Annotated in this window: 14 protein-coding genes and 1 pseudogene; 12 read left to right on the top strand and 3 right to left on the bottom strand. The window is 62.8% G+C overall.

Features of this window, described 5'->3' with window-relative positions:
- The first annotated feature begins 204 nt into the window (after window positions 1-204).
- From ACYG9Y_RS21350 to ACYG9Y_RS21320, 7 genes and pseudogenes are all read left to right on the top strand, one after another.
- Complete coding sequence (locus ACYG9Y_RS21350; protein ID WP_023738204.1) at window positions 205-1,995, top strand: acyl-CoA dehydrogenase; 1,791 nt, start codon at window positions 205-207, stop codon at window positions 1,993-1,995.
- Between the two features lie 231 nt (window positions 1,996-2,226).
- A complete protein-coding gene (locus ACYG9Y_RS21345) occupies window positions 2,227-3,396 on the top strand; it encodes an acyl-CoA dehydrogenase family protein (protein WP_023738205.1) in 1,170 nt (389 codons plus the stop codon).
- Between the two features lie 31 nt (window positions 3,397-3,427).
- Window positions 3,428-4,636, top strand: coding sequence for an acetyl-CoA C-acetyltransferase (locus ACYG9Y_RS21340; protein ID WP_023738206.1), 1,209 nt, complete (start codon window positions 3,428-3,430; stop codon window positions 4,634-4,636).
- 23 nt (window positions 4,637-4,659) lie between these two features.
- Window positions 4,660-6,879 carry a 3-hydroxyacyl-CoA dehydrogenase NAD-binding domain-containing protein gene (locus ACYG9Y_RS21335; RefSeq protein WP_023738207.1) on the top strand — a complete coding sequence of 740 codons (2,220 nt, stop codon included), beginning with the start codon at window positions 4,660-4,662 and terminating at the stop codon, window positions 6,877-6,879.
- 11 nt (window positions 6,880-6,890) lie between these two features.
- Window positions 6,891-7,051: pseudogene (locus tag ACYG9Y_RS21330) on the top strand (thioesterase family protein); the annotation flags it as partial.
- A 304-nt stretch (window positions 7,052-7,355) separates the two neighbouring features.
- On the top strand, window positions 7,356-8,006 hold the full coding sequence (locus tag ACYG9Y_RS21325) for a S24 family peptidase (RefSeq protein ID WP_023681959.1): 651 nt from the start codon (window positions 7,356-7,358) through the stop codon (window positions 8,004-8,006).
- 8 nt (window positions 8,007-8,014) lie between these two features.
- Window positions 8,015-8,887 carry a thermonuclease family protein gene (locus ACYG9Y_RS21320; protein WP_023738208.1) on the top strand — a complete coding sequence of 291 codons (873 nt, stop codon included), beginning with the start codon at window positions 8,015-8,017 and terminating at the stop codon, window positions 8,885-8,887.
- Here ACYG9Y_RS21320 and ACYG9Y_RS21315 read toward each other — a convergent pair.
- On the bottom strand, window positions 8,850-10,499 hold the full coding sequence (locus ACYG9Y_RS21315) for a lysine--tRNA ligase (protein WP_023732412.1): 1,650 nt from the start codon (window positions 10,497-10,499) through the stop codon (window positions 8,850-8,852). The genes ACYG9Y_RS21320 and ACYG9Y_RS21315 overlap by 38 nt on opposite strands.
- Before the next feature lie 155 nt (window positions 10,500-10,654).
- Between ACYG9Y_RS21315 and ACYG9Y_RS21310 the strand changes: the two genes are divergently transcribed.
- Window positions 10,655-11,068 carry a tellurite resistance TerB family protein gene (locus tag ACYG9Y_RS21310; RefSeq protein WP_023688697.1) on the top strand — a complete coding sequence of 138 codons (414 nt, stop codon included), beginning with the start codon at window positions 10,655-10,657 and terminating at the stop codon, window positions 11,066-11,068.
- Window positions 11,069-11,127: 59 nt separating this feature from the next.
- Here the strand turns inward: ACYG9Y_RS21310 and ACYG9Y_RS21305 are convergent, their stop codons facing one another.
- Window positions 11,128-11,943: a transporter substrate-binding domain-containing protein gene (locus tag ACYG9Y_RS21305; RefSeq protein ID WP_050586840.1), complete on the bottom strand. Its 816-nt coding sequence runs from the start codon at window positions 11,941-11,943 to the stop codon at window positions 11,128-11,130.
- Window positions 11,944-12,239: 296 nt separating this feature from the next.
- Here ACYG9Y_RS21305 and ACYG9Y_RS21300 point away from each other — a divergent pair, with 296 nt between their 5' ends.
- Both ACYG9Y_RS21300 and ACYG9Y_RS21295 read left to right on the top strand, forming a co-directional pair.
- Complete coding sequence (locus ACYG9Y_RS21300) at window positions 12,240-12,971, top strand: helix-turn-helix transcriptional regulator (protein ID WP_023738210.1); 732 nt, start codon at window positions 12,240-12,242, stop codon at window positions 12,969-12,971.
- A gap of 275 nt (window positions 12,972-13,246) precedes the next feature.
- Window positions 13,247-13,885 (top strand): acyl-homoserine-lactone synthase, encoded by a 639-nt coding sequence (locus ACYG9Y_RS21295; RefSeq protein ID WP_023692538.1) that lies wholly within the window; start codon window positions 13,247-13,249, stop codon window positions 13,883-13,885.
- Between the two features lie 199 nt (window positions 13,886-14,084).
- Here ACYG9Y_RS21295 and ppk2 read toward each other — a convergent pair whose 3' ends face one another.
- Window positions 14,085-14,990, bottom strand: coding sequence for a polyphosphate kinase 2 (ppk2, locus tag ACYG9Y_RS21290; RefSeq protein ID WP_023738211.1), 906 nt, complete (start codon window positions 14,988-14,990; stop codon window positions 14,085-14,087).
- A 102-nt stretch (window positions 14,991-15,092) separates the two neighbouring features.
- Between ppk2 and ACYG9Y_RS21285 the strand changes: the two genes are divergently transcribed.
- A complete protein-coding gene (locus ACYG9Y_RS21285; protein ID WP_023738212.1) occupies window positions 15,093-16,358 on the top strand; it encodes an ATP-binding protein in 1,266 nt (421 codons plus the stop codon).
- Window positions 16,359-16,473: 115 nt separating this feature from the next.
- Window positions 16,474-17,196, top strand: a complete 723-nt coding sequence (phoU, locus tag ACYG9Y_RS21280) for a phosphate signaling complex protein PhoU (protein WP_023681951.1) — start codon at window positions 16,474-16,476, stop codon at window positions 17,194-17,196.
- Window positions 17,197-17,222 lie beyond the last annotated feature (26 nt).

Below are 17,222 nucleotides of genomic sequence, written 5' to 3'. Positions count from 1 at the left end.
TTTGACCCCCCCTTGCTTTGCGCAAAGCCATGCACCGCTCGTGCGACAGGCTGGCATAAGTAAATTTTGTCGCGGCGACTAAATTGACGTTTACGCAAACGTCAATTTTTGCTATCCCGCTTTCAACATTGGCCCGCATGCCGCCCCAACCTCATGTTTCGGGGCTCGATCTCGCGGCCAAGACCCGCATGGTGGAGGAAACACATGCCGATCTACAGGGCGCCGGTCCAGGACACGCTGTTCGTGCTCAACGAGGTGCTGGGCTATCAGCGCTACTCCAACCTTCCCGGATTTGCCGACGCGACGCCCGACGTTGTCGAGGCGATCCTCGCCGAAGGCGCCAAGCTCGCCGAAAACGTTATGCATCCTCTGAACCGCGTCGGTGACATGGAAGGCTGCGTGCGCCATGAGGACGGCTCGGTGACGACGCCGAAGGGCTTCAAGGAAGCCTACGACCAGTATCGCGAAGGCGGCTGGATGGGACTGGCGGCGCCCGTCGAGTTCGGCGGCCAGGGGCTGCCCTATGCCGTGCACACCGCGGTTGCCGAATACATGGTTTCGGCCAACATGGCGCTGATGATGTATCCCGGCCTGACGCAAGGCGCGATCGCGGCGATCATCACCCACGGCACCGACGAGCAGAAGGCGACATGGCTTCCGAAGCTGGTCGAGGGGTCCTGGACCGGCACCATGAACCTGACCGAGCCGCATTGCGGCACCGATCTCGGTCTGCTGCGCACCAAGGCGGTGCCGAACGGCAACGGCACCTACAAGATATCCGGCCAGAAGATCTTCATCTCGGCCGGCGAGCACGACATGTCGGAAAACATCGTTCATCTCGTGTTGGCCCGCATCGAAGGCGCGCCGGCAGGCGTGAAGGGCATCTCGCTGTTCATCGTGCCAAAGCTGAAGCTCGATGCCTCGGGCAATCCGGGCGAGAAGAACACGCTCTCCTGCGGGTCGATCGAGGAGAAGATGGGCATCCACGGCAATTCGACTTGCGTCATGAATTATGACGAGGCCGAAGGCACGCTGCTCGGCGAGGCCAATGGCGGCCTGAAGGCGATGTTCACGATGATGAATGAAGCCCGCCTCGGCGTCGGCCTGCAGGGCCTGTCGCTGTCCGAGATCGCTTACCAGAACGCGGTCTCCTACGCCAAGGACCGGCTGCAGGGCCGCTCGCTGTCGGGCGCCAAGGCGCCGGACAGACAAGCCGACCCGATCATCGTCCATCCCGACATCCGCCGCTCGCTGATGACCATGAGGGCCTTCAACGAGGCCGGCCGCGCGCTGGCGCTGTGGACGGCGATCAAGTCCGACATCGCCCACCGCTCCGCCGACGACAAGGATCGCCAGGCGGCCGACGACTATACCGGCCTGCTGACGCCGGTGATCAAGGGCGTGCTCACCGACAAGGGTTTTGACCATGCCGTCATGGCGCAGCAGGTGTTCGGCGGCCACGGCTACATCGAAGAGCACGGCATGAGCCAGTTCGTGCGCGATGCCCGCATCGCCATGATCTATGAAGGCGCCAACGGCATCCAGGCGCTCGACCTCGTCGGCCGCAAGCTTGGCCTGAATGGCGGCCGCGCCGTGCAGGCCTTCTTCAAGGACGTCGGCGAGTTCTGCGAGGAGAACCGCGCCGACGAGAAGCTGGCGCCTTTCACGAAGGCGCTGAAGAAGGGCCTCAATGATCTGCAGGCGGCGACCATGTGGCTGGTGCAGAACGGCATGGCCAAGCCCGACAATGCCGGCGCCGCGTCGACCGATTACATGCATCTCTTCGGCCTGGTGGCGCTGGGCTACATGTGGGCGCAGATGGCCAAGGCCGCGCTCCGCAAGACCGGCGCCAATGGTTCGCAGTCGTTCTACGACAACAAGGTGGTGACGGCGCGCTTCTTCATGGAGCGGATCATGCCCGAGACGTCGGCACATCTGGCCCGCATTTCCAGTGGTGCGGACACGCTAATGGCGCTGCCTGCGGAAGCGTTCTAGAAATGGCCAGCGTCCCCCTCCCCCTTGAGGGGAGGGTGGCCCGAAGGGCCGGGAGGGGTCCTGCGTGCAGTGCGCCGGCTGGTTGGCGCTTTGGTAGGAGATGATCGCAATGCCCCAAACCCGCGTCAATTCCGAAGATAAGGTCGAGCACGTCATCGGCGACCCCACCCGACCGCTTCGCGGCCACCCTCCCCTCGAGGGGGAGGGGGACGTTGGCGCGGGAGAAACGGCATGACAAATCCATCAGAAGTGCTCTCCTTGCCGACGCCCGCCTGGGCGGCGGACGAAGTCGGCATGCTCTACGACATGGCGCATCGCTTCATGTCGGAAGAGATCGCGCCGCGCTACGACGAGTTCGAGAAGAACGAGATGGTCGACCGCGAGAGCTGGCGCAAGGCAGGTTCCGCCGGCCTGCTCTGCGCCTCGATGCCGGAGGAATATGGCGGCTCCGGCGGCACCTTCGCGCATGAGAGCGCCATCATCGAGGCGATCGGCCATGTCGGCGTCGACGGTTTCGGCATCGGCCTGCACAATGCGATCGTTGCCCCTTACATCCTTCATTACGGCTCCGAGGAGCAGAAGAAGAAGTGGCTGCCGAAGCTGGCAACCGGCGAACTGATCGGCGCCATCGCCATGACCGAGCCGGGCGCCGGCTCCGACCTACAAGGCGTCAAGACGCGCGCCGAGAAGGACGGCAACCAGTACAAGATCAACGGCTCGAAAACCTTCATCACCAATGGGCAACTGGCCAATTTCATCATCGTCGTCACCAAGACCGATCCGGCCAAAGGCGCCAAGGGCACCTCGCTGATCGTCGTCGAGACCGACGAGGCCGAAGGCTTCGAACGCGGCCGCAACCTCGACAAGATCGGCCTGAAGGCCAACGACACGTCGGAGCTGTTCTTCAATGATATGCGCGTGCCGACCTCGAACCTGCTTGGCCACGAAGAGGGACAGGGCTTCATCCAGCTGATGCAGCAATTGCCGCAGGAGCGCCTGCAGATCGGCACCGGCGCCATCGCCATGATCGAACGCGCCCTGGCGCTGACCATCGACTACGTCAAGGATCGCAAGGCCTTCGGCAAAGCGATCATCGAGTTCCAGAACACCCAGTTCAAGCTCGCCGAACTCAAGACCGAGGCGACCATCGGCCGCGTCTTCTACAATGATTGCGTCACCCGCCACATCAATGGCGGGCTGGATCCGGTGACGGCGTCGATGGCGAAATACTGGCTCTCGGACCTGCAGGGAAAAGTCGTCGACGAATGCCTTCAATTGCATGGCGGCTATGGCTACATGAATGAATATCCGATCGCCCGCATGTTCCGCGACGCCCGCGTCCAGCGCATCTACGGCGGCACCAACGAGATCATGAAATTGCTGATCGGCCGCTCTCTCTGAGAGCGACGTCGGCAAAGCAAGGAGCAAGCAAATGGCTGAAGCTTATGTCTATGACGCCGTGCGCACACCGCGCGGCAAGGGCAAGAAGGATGGCTCGCTGCACGAGGTGCCGGCGGTGCGGCTTGCGGCCAGGACGCTTGAAGCGTTGCGCGACCGCAACGGCCTCGACACTGCAAACGTCGACGACATCATCTTCGGCTGCGTCGATCCGGTCGGCGAAGCCGGCTCCGTCATCCCGCGTGCCGCCGCCTTCGAGGCCGGCTACGACAACAAGGCGCCGGGCATGCAGATCTCGCGCTTCTGCGCCTCAGGCCTCGACGCCATCAATTTCGGCGCCGCCAAGATCGCTCAAGGCGCCGACGAGATCGTCATTGCAGGCGGCGTGGAATCGATGTCGCGCGTCGGCATGGGCGCCTCGGGCGGCGCCTGGTTCATGGACCCGTCCGTCGGCCTGCCCGGCTGGTTCGTGCCGCAAGGCATATCGGCCGATTTGATCGCCACCAAGTATGGTTTTTCGCGCGACGACGTCGATGCCTATGCGGTCGAGAGCCAGACGCGCGCCGGCAAGGCCTGGGCCGATGGCCGTTTCAAGAACTCCGTCATACCGATCAAGGACCAGAACGGCCTCACCATCCTCGATCATGACGAGCATATGCGGCCGTCGACCGACATGCAGTCGCTGGCCTCGCTCAACCCGTCCTTCGTCATGCCTGGTGAAATGGGCGGCTTCGACGCGGTCGCCGTGCAGAAGCACCCTGAGGTGGAAGAGGTCAATCACGTCCACCATGCCGGCAATTCGTCGGGCATCGTCGACGGTGCCGCCGCAGTGCTGCTCGGCTCCAAGAAGGCCGGCAAAACGATGGGCTTGAAGCCACGCGCGCGTATCCGCGCCTTTGCCAACATCGGCTCCGAGCCGGTGCTGATGCTTACCGGTCCGGTCGACGTCACCGAGAAGCTTCTGAAGCGCGCCAAGATGAAGCTGTCGGATATCGACCTGTTCGAGCTTAACGAGGCCTTCGCCTCGGTGGTGCTGCGCTACATGCAGGCATTCGAAATCCCGCACGACAAGATCAACGTCAATGGCGGCGCCATCGCCATGGGCCATCCGCTCGGTGCCACCGGCGCGATGATCCTGGGCACGGTGCTGGACGAGCTCGAGCGCCGCGATTTGAACACCGCTCTGGTGACGCTCTGCATCGGCGCCGGCATGGGCACCGCAACGATTATCGAACGCGTCTGATTTTCGGCCGGAAGGAGAGAGACATGACTTATACAAACTTCACGGTCGACACCGACGCAGACGGCATCGCGCTGGTCACCTGGAACATGCCGGACCGCTCGATGAACGTCTTCACCGAAGAGGTAATGAACGAGCTCGACAAGATCATCGACCAGGTGGTGGCCGACGCCGCCATCAAGGGCGCGGTGATCACCTCGGGAAAGGACAGCTTCTCCGGCGGCGCCGACCTGACCATGCTGCAGAAGATGCTGGCCGTATTTGCCAAGGAGAAGACCAAGGACCCGGAGAAGGCGGCACAGCTTCTGTTCGACAATGCCGGCCGCATGGGGGGCCTGTGGCGCAAGCTCGAAACGTCGGGCAAGCCCTGGGTCTCGGCGATCAACGGTACCTGCATGGGCGGCGCGTTCGAGCTGTCGCTGGCCTGTCATGGCCGCGTTGCCGCTGACTCCGAAAAGGTCAAGATGGCCTTGCCGGAAGTCAAGGTCGGCATCTTCCCCGGCGCCGGTGGCACCCAACGCGTGCCGCGCCTGACCGACCAGCAGCAGGCGTTGCAGATGCTGACCACCGGCCAGACGCTGTCGCCGCAGAAAGCCAAGGCGATGGGGCTGATCCACGAGATCGCCGAACCCGGCAAGCTGATCGAGACCGCCAAGGCGATGATCAGGAACGGCCTGAAAGCCGTCCAACCCTGGGACGAGAAGGGCTTCAAGCTGCCCGGCGGCCTGATCTATTCGCCCGCCGGCTTCAATCTGTGGCCGCCGGCCATCGCCATCCTGCGTCGCGAGACCTACGGCAACTATCCGGCCGCCGCGGCCATCCTGAAATGCGTCTATGAGGGCCTGCTGGTGCCGTTCGACACCGGTCTGCGCATCGAACAGCGCTATTTCACCGAAATCATGCAGTCCAAGAAAGCAGCAGCGATGATCCGCTCGCTGTTCGTCTCGCTGCAGGAGCTCAACAAGGGCGCCCGCCGTCCGGCCGGCGTGCCAGAGACCAAGTTCAAGAAGATCGGTATTCTCGGCGCCGGCTTCATGGGCGCCGGCATCGCCTTTGTCACCGCCAAGGCCGGCATCCCGGTCGTCCTGCTCGACCGCGACATGGCGTCGGCCGAAAAAGGCAAGGCGCATTCCGACAGCCTGATCTCCGATCAGGTCAAGAAGGGCCGCGCCAAGCCCGAGGAGAAGGACAGACTTCTGTCGCTGATCACGCCGACGGCCGACTATGCCGATCTCGCCGGCTGCGATCTGGTGGTCGAGGCGGTTTTCGAGGATTCGGCCGTCAAGAAGGCTGCCACCGAGCAGGCCGAAGCCGTGCTGAAATCGTCGGCGATCTTCGCCTCCAACACTTCGACCATCCCGATCACCGCGCTGGCCAAGAATTCGGCGCGGCCGAAGAATTTCGTCGGCATCCACTTCTTCTCGCCGGTCGACAAGATGATGCTGGTCGAGATCATTCTGGGCAAGAAGACCGGCGACAAGGCGCTGGCCACCGCGATCGATTTCGTGCGCGCCATCAAGAAGACGCCGATCGTCGTCAACGACACGCGCGGCTTCTACGTCAACCGCTGCGTGCTGCGCTACATGTCGGAAGCCTACAAGATGCTGATCGAAGGCGTTCCGGCGCCGATGATCGAGAATGCCGCCAAGGCCGCCGGCATGCCGGTCGGCCCGCTGGCGCTGACCGACGAGACGGCGATCGACCTTGCCCAGAAGATCATGAAGCAGACCGTCAGGGATCTCGGAGACAAGTCTGTCGACCCCAGGCAGATGGCGCTGATCAACACGCTGGTCGACACCCATGGCCGCTTCGGCCGCAAGAACGGCAAGGGTTTTTACGACTATCCCGCCAAGCCTGCCAAGAAGAAGCTGTGGCCGGGCCTGAAGGATCTCTATCCGCAGCTGGAGGCCGAGAAGGTCGACTATGAGGAACTGCAGCAGCGCCTGCTGGTAACCATTGCGCTGGAAGCGGCCCGGGTGATGGAGGAAGGCATCGTCACCGATCCGCGTGAGGCCGATCTCGGGTCGATCCTCGCCTTTGGTTTCGCGCCATTCACCGGCGGCGCGCTGTCCTATATTGACGGCATCGGCGCCAGGGAGTTCGTCAGAATAGCCAAAGGCCTGCAGAAGAAATACGGCGCCGAGTTCAAGGCGCCCAAGCTGCTGCTCGACCTGGCCGAGAAGGGCGAGACCTTCTACCAGCGCTTCGATCCCTATGCGAAAGGCGAGGTGCAGAAGGCCGCTTGAGCTAGCGCCCCATGTACGTCTGGGGGCGCCTTGCGCGCATGATGGCCACGGCAAGGCGCCGTGGCCTTATGCGGTCGGTAGCGAAAGCCGACTGGCTTTTCGCTGCCTGCCGACCGAGATCGACTTCAACCTCCATCTCAACAACGCCCGCTACGTGATGCTCGCCGACCTCGCGCATGACCCCGAAAATCGGAATCGATTTTCGGGGTCATGCGCCAAATCAAAATGCTACAGCGTCCTTGGCGCGTCCAACAGTACGCTTGCCCGCTCCGTTCAACCGCGACCGCCGACCTAGGCCGAGCGGGGTTTCATGAGCTCCGACCAGGGATTGCGCAGCCTTGCCAAGGCAGTTTGAGGCATCCATGACGACTTCGCCGCACACAGCTTTTTAGGGGATCGGGCCGCGCGCCGGTGGACAATCGGATGACCGCGCGTTAGAAGGAAAAGGTATTTTTTCCTGTTTTGAGGAGAGCGAATTGCTCTCGCATGACCGAGTTTGGGCAGCCATCGACGCTCTCGCTGAGCGCTATTCGTTGTCGGCCTCCGGCCTGGCCCGGCGAGCCGGTCTGGACTCCACCGCTTTCAACAAATCGAAGCGGCTGTCCTCGGATGGACGGCCGCGCTGGCCGTCGACCGAATCGCTGGCGAAGATCATCGAGGCGACCGGCGCCTCGCTCGACGAATTCACCGGGCTGGTCGAAGGCCGTGCCAAGGCCGCTTCGGGCTCGGTAGCCGCGCAGCGTTCGGCGGTGCCGCTGCTCGGCTTTGCCCAGGCCGGCGCCGGCGGCTTCTTCGATGATGCCGGCTATCCCTCAGGCCAGGGCTGGGACCTTGTCGAGCTTCCGGCACGGGCGACCGAAACCTCTTATGCGTTGAAGGTGCAGGGCGATTCCATGCTGCCGCTGTACCGCAATGGCGATGTGCTGATCGTCGAGCCGGGCGCCGCTACCCGCAAGGGCGACCGCGTCGTCGTCAAGACCAATGCCGGCGAAGTCATGGCCAAGGTGCTCGACCGCCAGACGACGAAATCGATCGTGCTGATTTCGCTCAACCCCGACCACCCGGACCGCGACATCGCGATGCGCGATGTCGAATGGGTGGCGCGGATCGTCTGGGCAAGCCAGTAGGTCTCGCGGTGCGTCTGCTTCAAATCCTCATAGCCCTCCTGGCGATCCCGGTGATGGTCGCCATTGTCGTCGCCGGCGGTCGCGCGCTGCATCGCGACGGCCCCGCCATCACCGTCGACCAGATCGACCCGGACACCGAGGCCGTGCCCGAGGAGCCGGCGACGTCGGCGATCCCCGAGGTCCGGCCCGTCAAGCCTCCGATGCACTCGCCTCAGGTGCATTCGAGGGCGATCGATCCCGAGGCCATCGCTCCGCCGCCGCTGCCGGTAGAAGAACTTGAACGGGTTGAGCCACGCGCGCCGCTGAGCGACCTGGCGCTGGCCGGGCCGCCCAAGCCGCGTGGGCGCAGAGCGGTCGACGACTGGGGAGGAACAAAACTGTTCCAGCCGGTCGCGGCCGCCGCCGGCCTGATCGAAGCCAATGGTTATTCCGTGACGGTCTCCGGCATCGACATCGTCAGGCAAGACGAGACCTGCACCGAGGGCGGCAAGTCCTGGGCTTGCGGTATCAGGGCGCGCACCGCGTTCCGGTCTTTCCTGCGCGGCCGGGCCGTTGCCTGCAAGGTGCCGCCGGAGGCCGACCGTGCGCTGATCGCCGCCGAATGCCGCATCGGCAAGCTGGATGTCGGCCAGTGGCTGGTCGAAAACGGCTGGGCGCGCGCCACGGCAGCCGGCCCCTATGTCGAAGCGGGCGACAAGGCGCGCGCCGCCAAGAAGGGCGTCTTCGGCGCCGCGCCCGATCTTGGCGGCCTGCCACCGGCGCCAACGCCTGTTGTGGCACCGACGGCGTCGCAACCGATCCTCGATGCCCCGGCGATAGACACGCCGCCGTCCGGGACGGAAATTACGCCGCCAGCTGACCAGCCAGCGCCCGCTCAATGAGCGCGCGGGTTTCGGCGATGCCGTAGAGGGCTGCGAACGAACCGAAGCGCGGTCCGCGTTCCTGGCCGATCAGCACCTGGTAGATCATCTGGAAGAAAGCGCCCGAGACACCAGGGCCGCCGTCCGGGCTCTTCTTCGAATGGTCCTGATAGCGTTCGATCTTGCGCGCCACGTTGAGCGAAGCGTTCTGGATCGCTTCGCCGTCGGCGCCGGCCGGCAGGCCAGCAAGCGCGTTGCCAAGCGCTTCCAGCGCCACGCGTTCGACATCGTCGGCCGGCCGGAAGGTCTTCGTCGGCTTCACGAAATCGTCGAAGTAGCGGATGGCGAAACCGACCAGCTGGTCGAGTTCGGGATGCGTCGCCGGCGTCACGCCAGATGCATGGCGCGAGATGAAGCCCCACAGCACATCCTTGTTTTGCGCGTTGGAGGCGCTGACCAGGTTGAGCAGCAGCGAGAACGGCACCGGCATGTCGATGGAAGGCGGCTTGCCGTCATGCATGTGCCAGACCGGATTGCCCAGCCGCTCCTTCCAGTCCTGGCGCGGATAGGCGTTGAGGAAGGTGTAGTACTCGTCGACGGCGCGTGGGATGACGTCGAAATAGAGCTTTTTCGCCTGCCTTGGCCGCTGATACATATAGAGGCCGAGGCTTTCGGTCGGCGCGTAGCGCAGCCATTCGTCGATGGTCAGCCCGTTGCCCTTCGACTTCGAGATCTTCTGGCCGTTCTCGTCCAGGAACAGTTCGTAGACGAAATGCTCGGGCGCGCGCCCGCCGAGAATGTTGCAGATGCGGTCGTAGATCACCGCGTTCGTCTGGTGGTCCTTGCCGAACATTTCGAAATCGACGCCGAGCGCTGCCCAGCGCATGCCGAAATCCGGCTTCCACTGCAGCTTGACCTTCCCGCCGGTCACCGAAAGCGTGGTCTCGGTGCCCTCATCGTCGAAGGTGATGTTGCCGGCCTTGGCGTCGACATGCTTCATCGGCACGTAGAGCACGCGCCCGCTCTTCGGCGAGATCGGCAGGAACGGGCTGTAGGTTGCCTGCCGCTCCGGCCCCAGCGTCGGCAGCATCACCGCCATGATCTGCTCATAGCGCTCGGCGGCGCGCACCAGCATCGCATCGAAGCGGCCGGCCTTGTAGTACTGCGTGGCGCTGGCGAATTCGTAGTCGAAGCCGAACGTGTCGAGGAAGCGGCACAGCATCGCGTTGTTGTGGTCGCCAAAGCTCGGATAGTCGCCGCCGAACGGATTGGGCACCGCCGACAGCGGCATATGCAGATAGGGCTCGAGCGCTGCGCGATCCGGCACATTGTCGGGGATTTTGCGCATGCCGTCCATATCGTCGGAGAAGCAGAGCAGCTTGGTCTTGACCTTGTTCCCGGTCAGCACGTGAAAGGCATGGCGCACCATCGAGGTGCGCGCGACCTCGCCGAACGTGCCGATATGCGGCAGGCCCGACGGGCCGTAGCCGGTCTCGAACAGGACGATCTCCGGGAAGTCGCCGCCCTTGTAGCGCTCGATGATCTTTTTGGCTTCCTCGAACGGCCAGGCCTTGCTTTCGGCGGCTGCCGCAAGCATTTCGGGGTTGAGATCGGCGATGTTTGATCCCGTCATGTCAAAGTTCCAGTCATGGCCGGCTTTCGCGGCTGGTAAGATTTTCAACCGGGTCTCTAGGCGCGACAGGGCGGAGCGTCAACGATATCAGGCGTTTTCGTTGCGACGGCGCCGTGGCGTCCCTACCTTCGACCCTCACTATCAAGGAGTTTTGAATGCCGTTGCCGTCCACCCATGAAGCCCTGATCTACCTGATGGTCATCACCTCGGCTTCCGATCGCGACATGACCGATATCGAACTGGCGCGCATCGGCGACGTCGTCCGCAGCTGGCCGGTGTTCGAGGATTTCAAGCAGGACAGGCTGATCGCCATTGCGCAGGACTGCCAGAAGATGCTGCATGAAAAGGATGGGTTGGAAGGCGTGCTCGAGCGTGTCGCCGAGACTTTGCCCGAACGGCTGCACGACACCGCCTATGCCGCGGCCTTCGAGGTTGCCGCCGTCGATCTAGAAATGCGCATGGAGGAATTGCGGGTGCTGCAGTTGATCCGGCGTGAGCTCGATCTCGACACGCTGACCGCCGCAGCCATCGCGCGCGGGGCGAAGGCCCGCCTGCGCACGCTGACCTGATCCAGCCCCTAGAGGAAGCTGACCGGGACCGGATCAGAAAAAGCTGACCGGGAACCGGATCAGAAGAAACTGACCGGGAAATAGCGCAGGTAGAATTCGGCGAAGGTGCCTTTCACCGATATCTCCTGCAGCGCGTAGTCCATGGCTGCGGCCAGCGCTGGGTCGCTGGCCCGGGTGGCAATGGTCATGCCGGACCCCAGATATTCCGGCGCCAGGTAGGGTCCACCGGCGAAGCGGCAGCAACCGGCGGCGTCCGTGCCGCCCAGCCAGAAGGAAAAGCGCATGCCGTCGCCGAAGGCGGCATCGATCTTGGCGCTCTTCAAGTCGCTGTAGAGGTCTTCCGGCCGTTGAAAGCGGATGATCTGCACGGTGCCGAAATAATCGCGCAGCATCTTTTCATGCGCCGAGCCGGCCAGCACGCCGACCCGCTTCGAGCGCAATTTGTCGAGGATCGGCTCGGCGAAGGCCTTGGTCTTCGGCATGATGAAGCGCGCCGGAAACTGTAGATAGGAGCGCGAAAAGCTGTACTTCGCCCGCGTCTCCGGCGTTGCGGCGATGCCGGCGATGATCGCCTCGCCTTCGCCCTTCTGCAACGCGTCGTCGAGTTCGGCCCAGGGCAGCGCCTGGATCTGGCATTTGTCGGCGATGTCGAGTTCGGCGCAAATCGCCCGCGCCAGGTCGATGTGGAAGCCGGACAGTCGGCCCGTGCCGTCGAGAAAATTGAAGGGCGGGAAATCGGTTGTGGTGAGGAACCTGAGCCTCGGCAGCGCCGCAAGGTCCGGCTTCGGCAGCCGCTCCTTGGCATCCCAAAGCACCGGCACCTGCGGTTCCGCTGCCCGCACAGCGCCGGCAAACGGCTGCACTCCGATCAGCATCGACAGCAAGGCGATGGTTATCCAGCGTGATGTCACAAAAAACTCCGCCCGTCTTGGCCGTTGGCTTGTGATACGAAAACGGCGCAGGCACAATTGTTTTTGATTTCAAAGGGCAAATTTCGGGTTATGCTTTGGCGAGGTTGCAAATAGCCGCACAGAGTCGGCCCGGGGTTGGCGGTCGCTGGCGTTAGAAAAGCTAAGGATGTGGCTTTGCAATCCGGGGTTGATGGCTAAGTGCGGGGCAGGCACGTAGCATCGGTCTCAAGAGCGGTAGGCAACATGGGGTAGATGTTGCGATGGGTTATTTTGACCGGACACTTGAATATATTGACCGGGTGCAGCGTGCCGACACGTCGGCTGCGGTGTGCGAGCAGCTACTTAGTGTCACCTCGAATTTCGGATTGACGGCCCTGATAGCCGCAACGGTGCCGCAGCCCGGCACACCAAGCAGCCAGACGAAGGACCATGTGCTGCTCTGCGATTGGCCTAGCGAATGGCTGGAGCGTTACTTATCGCGCAACTACGTCGACCACGATCCGGTCGTCAGCCATTTGAAGCAGTTTCGGGCGCCATTCCAATGGCGCGATGCCGTTCAAAGCATGCCCGCCGACAAGAGCAGCGCCGAGGTAATGCGCGACGCCCGCCAGTTCAAGCTGCGTGACGGCCTCGCCTTCCCGCTGATCACGCTCGAAGGCCAGATCGCGCTGGTTTCGCTGGGCGGTGAGGCGGTCGAACTGTCCGAAGCCGAATTCGCAATGATCTCGCTGGCCTCCACCTATGCAATCGGCCGCGCCATGCAGCTTCAAACGACGGCCGGCAAATCTATCGATCACATTGAATTGACGCCGCGCGAGCGCGAATGCCTGCAATGGGCGGCGGTCGGAAAATCCGAGTGGGAGATTTCGCAGATCCTCGGCATCTCGGAGCATACCTCTGAGAAACACCTTCTCAACGCCAAGAGCAAACTAGGCGCCGCCAACCGTGTGCAGGCAGTCGCCGAAGCAGTCAGGCACGGCTATATCAGCTAGGCCGGTTCTGGCGGCCCGAAATTTATGGCCGCATTGTCGGCGTCATATCTTCAGAAAAGACCGGCCCCTGTCGTCCTCTTGAGACGGCTAATGCTTTCTTAACGCCAAAAGCAGACTCGGCGTCGCCAACAGGGTGCACGCCATCGCGGAGGCGTTTAGGCGCAGCTATATTAGCCATGTCGGCTGTGGCAGCCTGGAAATCCTTGCCAACACCTTCGCGCAATTTTTTCGGGAAAGCCCGGCCGTATCTTCCTCTTAAGCCCAGGAGACGGCTAATGCTATTTTCCCTTACCACTCAACAACTGATGGAACGTCCCGACCTATGGGAGGCCGTCCATCGCCTGCGTTACAAGGTCTTCGTCGATGAGATGCGGTGGACCGATCTCGATCGCCCGGACGGCCTCGAAATCGATCAATTCGACCATGATGAGGCCGAACACCACCTGGTCATCCGCAATGGCGAGCTTGCAGGCTATCATCGGATGCTGCCGACCACACGGCCGCATCTCCTTAGCGATGTGATGCCGGAACTCTGCGAGGGAAAGCGCCCTTCGGGACCGAATGTCTGGGAGCTAACCCGTTACGCGGTGGCGCCAGGCTTTCGCGATGGCAAGCGCGGCGTGTCTACGGTCGGCACCGAACTGATCGCCGGCTTCGTCGAATGGGGCCTTGCTCGCAATGTCGATCAGGTCATTATCGAGGTCGAGCCGGTGTGGGTGCTGCGGACGCTGCAGTTGCACTTCCTGGCGACGCCGCTCGGTTACCAGCGCACCTATGGCAATCAGCAGGTCGTCGCTACGCTGCTGACCTTCAACGAGCATACGTTGGATGTCGTGCGTTCGCGCCGCAACCATCACGCCCCGGTGTTGGTCAGGGGCACCCCCCACATGCTCGGCATGCGGCAGGCGTCGTGAGACTGTCTTCACCCGACGCGCTTTAATGCATGTCGCTCAAAGTGGCCCCGGTTTTGAGAGAACGACATGCATGAAACAAAGACCTAAAGCGCGTCGCGTGAATCCGTTCAAATGCGACGCGCTTTAGACAATGGCCACAGAGCCCACCTCCGTGTGGGGGTGGGCTCTGTAATTTCAGCCTCTGCATCGAGGCCAGTCTCTACTTCTCGAGAAACGACGGCCCGTCGCCGACGATCTTCTTATCTTCCTTGCCGATGGCGTCGAGATCGCGCCCATCATAGGGCAGTGACAACAGGATGCGCCGCATGACGGCCAGCCGCGAGCGTCGCTTGTCATTGGCCCGCACGATGATCCAGGGCGCGAACTGTTTGTGCGTGCGCTCGACCATCTGGTCGCGCGCCTTGGTGTAGTCGTCCCATTTGGTAATGCCGGCAATATCGATCGGCGAGAACTTCCAGTTCTTCAGCGGAGACCAGCGGCGGTCGTGAAACCGTTCGAGCTGGGTTTCGCGGCCGATGTTGAGCCAGAATTTGAAGAAATAGATGCCGTCGTTGGAGATCATCCGCTCGAAATGCGGCGTCTCGTCGAGGAATTTTGCATGCTGTTCCGGTGTGCAGAAGCCCATCACCGGCTCGACGCCGCCGCGGTTGTACCAGGACCGGTCGAAGGTGACGAATTCGCCCGATGTCGGGAAATGGGCGACGTAGCGCTGGTAGTACCATTGCCCGACTTCGGTTGGGGTCGGCTTGGTCAGCGCCACATTGCGCGCGGTTCGAGGATTGAGATACTGGCGCAGCACCGAGATGGTGCCGCCCTTGCCGGCGGCATCGCGCCCCTCGAACAGCGACATCACTCTGCTGCCGGTCGCCTGCAGCCAGGCCTGCGCCTTGACCAGTTCGATCTGCAGCCGCTCCAGCGTCTCGTCATACTCCTCGCTCTTCATTTTCTTGTCGTAGGGGTAGTCGCCTGCGGTCAGTTTGTGGTCCTCGATCCAGCTGGGAAGCTCGGGGTTTTCGATGTCGAACTCCCGCTCCTTGCCGTCCACCTTGATCTTCAGCGGCCCCTTTGCCGGCTCTGCGGCGGGACTTTCCTTGGCTTTTTTCATCGAGACGAACCTTTCCAGCTTGCGGACTCATGCTATGGGGGGCCTCAAACCCGGTCCAGCGGAAGTTTCGGCGGGACCGGCGCAGAAGCACGGAAAGCACGAATGGCTGACACCGGCGCAGAGCGGACAACCACGGGGCAGGCCGTCGCCGGCCGGCTGTGGAACAGCCGATGGCTGCTTGCCGCCGGTGCGATCGCCATCATGGCCGTTTATGGGTTTGCCGGTATCTCCGCCTATGTCGTCCTGGCTGCGTTGACGGTGCTGCTGGCCGCCGCGCTTCTGCCAACCGGTGGCGCCAGCCGGTCTGCTGAGACCATTACCACGGTCGAGGCGAGCGGGCTGCAGCGGCTTTCCGGCGAATATCTTGCGGCTGCCGTTGCCGATCCGCTGATCATCTTCGACCGCACCGCCACCATCGTCCACGCCAATGCCGCCGCCTATGCCGCCTTTGGCGGCATCGCGCCCGGCCTGTCGCTGTCGCTGAAATTCCGCGCCCCGGAAATGCAGGCATTGCTGGACGGCGTGCTGTCGGGAGCCGTCGCCTCCGATGCCGTCGACTACACCGAGAAGCTGCCGGTGGAACGCGCCTACCGGGTCAGCGCGTCCTCGGTCGGCCACGCCACCGATCTCTATGTGCTGGTATTCAAGGACCAGAGCGAGACGCGCCGCATCGACCGCATGCGCGCTGACTTCATAGCCAATGCCAGCCACGAGTTGCGCACCCCGCTTGCTTCGATCTCGGGCTTCATCGAGACGTTGCGCGGCCCGGCCCGCAACGATCCGGCGGCGCGCGAGCAGTTCCTGCAGATCATGCAGAACCAGACCGGCCGCATGGCGCGCCTCATCGACGATCTCCTGTCGCTGTCGAGGCTTGAAATGAAGCCTTACCTGAGGCCGGGAACCGAGGTCGATCTGCGCCAGACCATCGACAGCGTCATCGATTCACTGGGCCCACTCGCCAGCGAGAACGGCGTCGTCGTCGAACGCGACTACGCCGAGGGGCCGCTCGACGTGCCCGGAGACCGCGACGAGCTGTTCCAGGTGTTCGAGAATCTCTTGGAAAACGCCTGCAAATACGGCCAGCCTGGCGGACGCGTCACGGTGTCGATCGCGCGGGGCGAGGCCGGCCCGGAACCGGGCATCGATGTCACCATCAGGGACTATGGCCCGGGCATCCCGGAAGAGCACATACCGCGCATTACCGAGCGCTTCTATCGCGTCGACGTGGAGAGCAGCCGCACCCAGAAAGGCACCGGTCTTGGCCTGTCCATCGTCAAGCATATTCTGACGCGCCACAACGCCCGGCTTTCGATCAAGTCGGAAGTTGGCAAGGGAGCGGCGTTCACGGTCCATTTGCCGGCAGGCTGAGGCGGTACTATCTGCTAACTGCCTGTTTCTTCTTTCTGTCATCCGGCTAGCGTATCAGCACAGGGTCGAGGAAAACGACTCAAAAGGCCAAAGATTTAAGGAAGGCATTTCGCCCATGCAGTCCGTACACATTGTCAGCGCCTATGACGAAGAGCTGAAATACCTGGCGAAGCGCATCGCTGCGATGGGCGGCCATGCCGAGCGCATGGTCGAGCAGGCGATCCAGGCGCTGGTCAATGCCGATCCCGGCCTCGCCCAGAAGGTCATTCGTGACGACATCGTGCTTGACGATGGCCAGCGCGAAATCGACGACAAAGCCATCGTCATCATCGCCAAGCGCCAGCCCATGGCGACGGATCTGCGCGAGATCGTCGGCGCCATCCGCATTTCGGCCGACCTCGAACGGGTCGGTGACCTCGCCAAGAACGTCGCCAAGCGTGTGGTCAGCGTCATTGACGGCCGCCAGCCGACCAGCCTGTTTCGCGGCCTCGAGGCGCTGGCCGAACTCGCTTTGACCCAGCTCAAGGAAGTGCTCGACGTCTATGCCTCGCGCTCGGTCGAGAAAATAGGCTTCGTTCGCGACCGCGACGACCAGATCGATGCCATGTACACCTCGCTGTTTCGCGAATTGCTGACCTACATGATGGAAGATCCGCGCAACATCACGCCGTGCACGCATCTGCTGTTTTGCGCCAAGAACATCGAGCGCATCGGCGACCACGCCACCAACATCGCCGAGACGATCTACTACATCGTCACCGGCGAGCAGTTGCCGGCCGAGCGTCCAAAGGGCGACAAGACCGACAAGATTGCCCTTCCGGCGCTGCCGGTGAAGTGATCGCGCGCCCCTCGAACGCTTAATCA

Source organism: Mesorhizobium sp. W050 (assembly GCF_054719535.1).
This window is presented reverse-complemented; position numbering and strand designations above follow the sequence as displayed.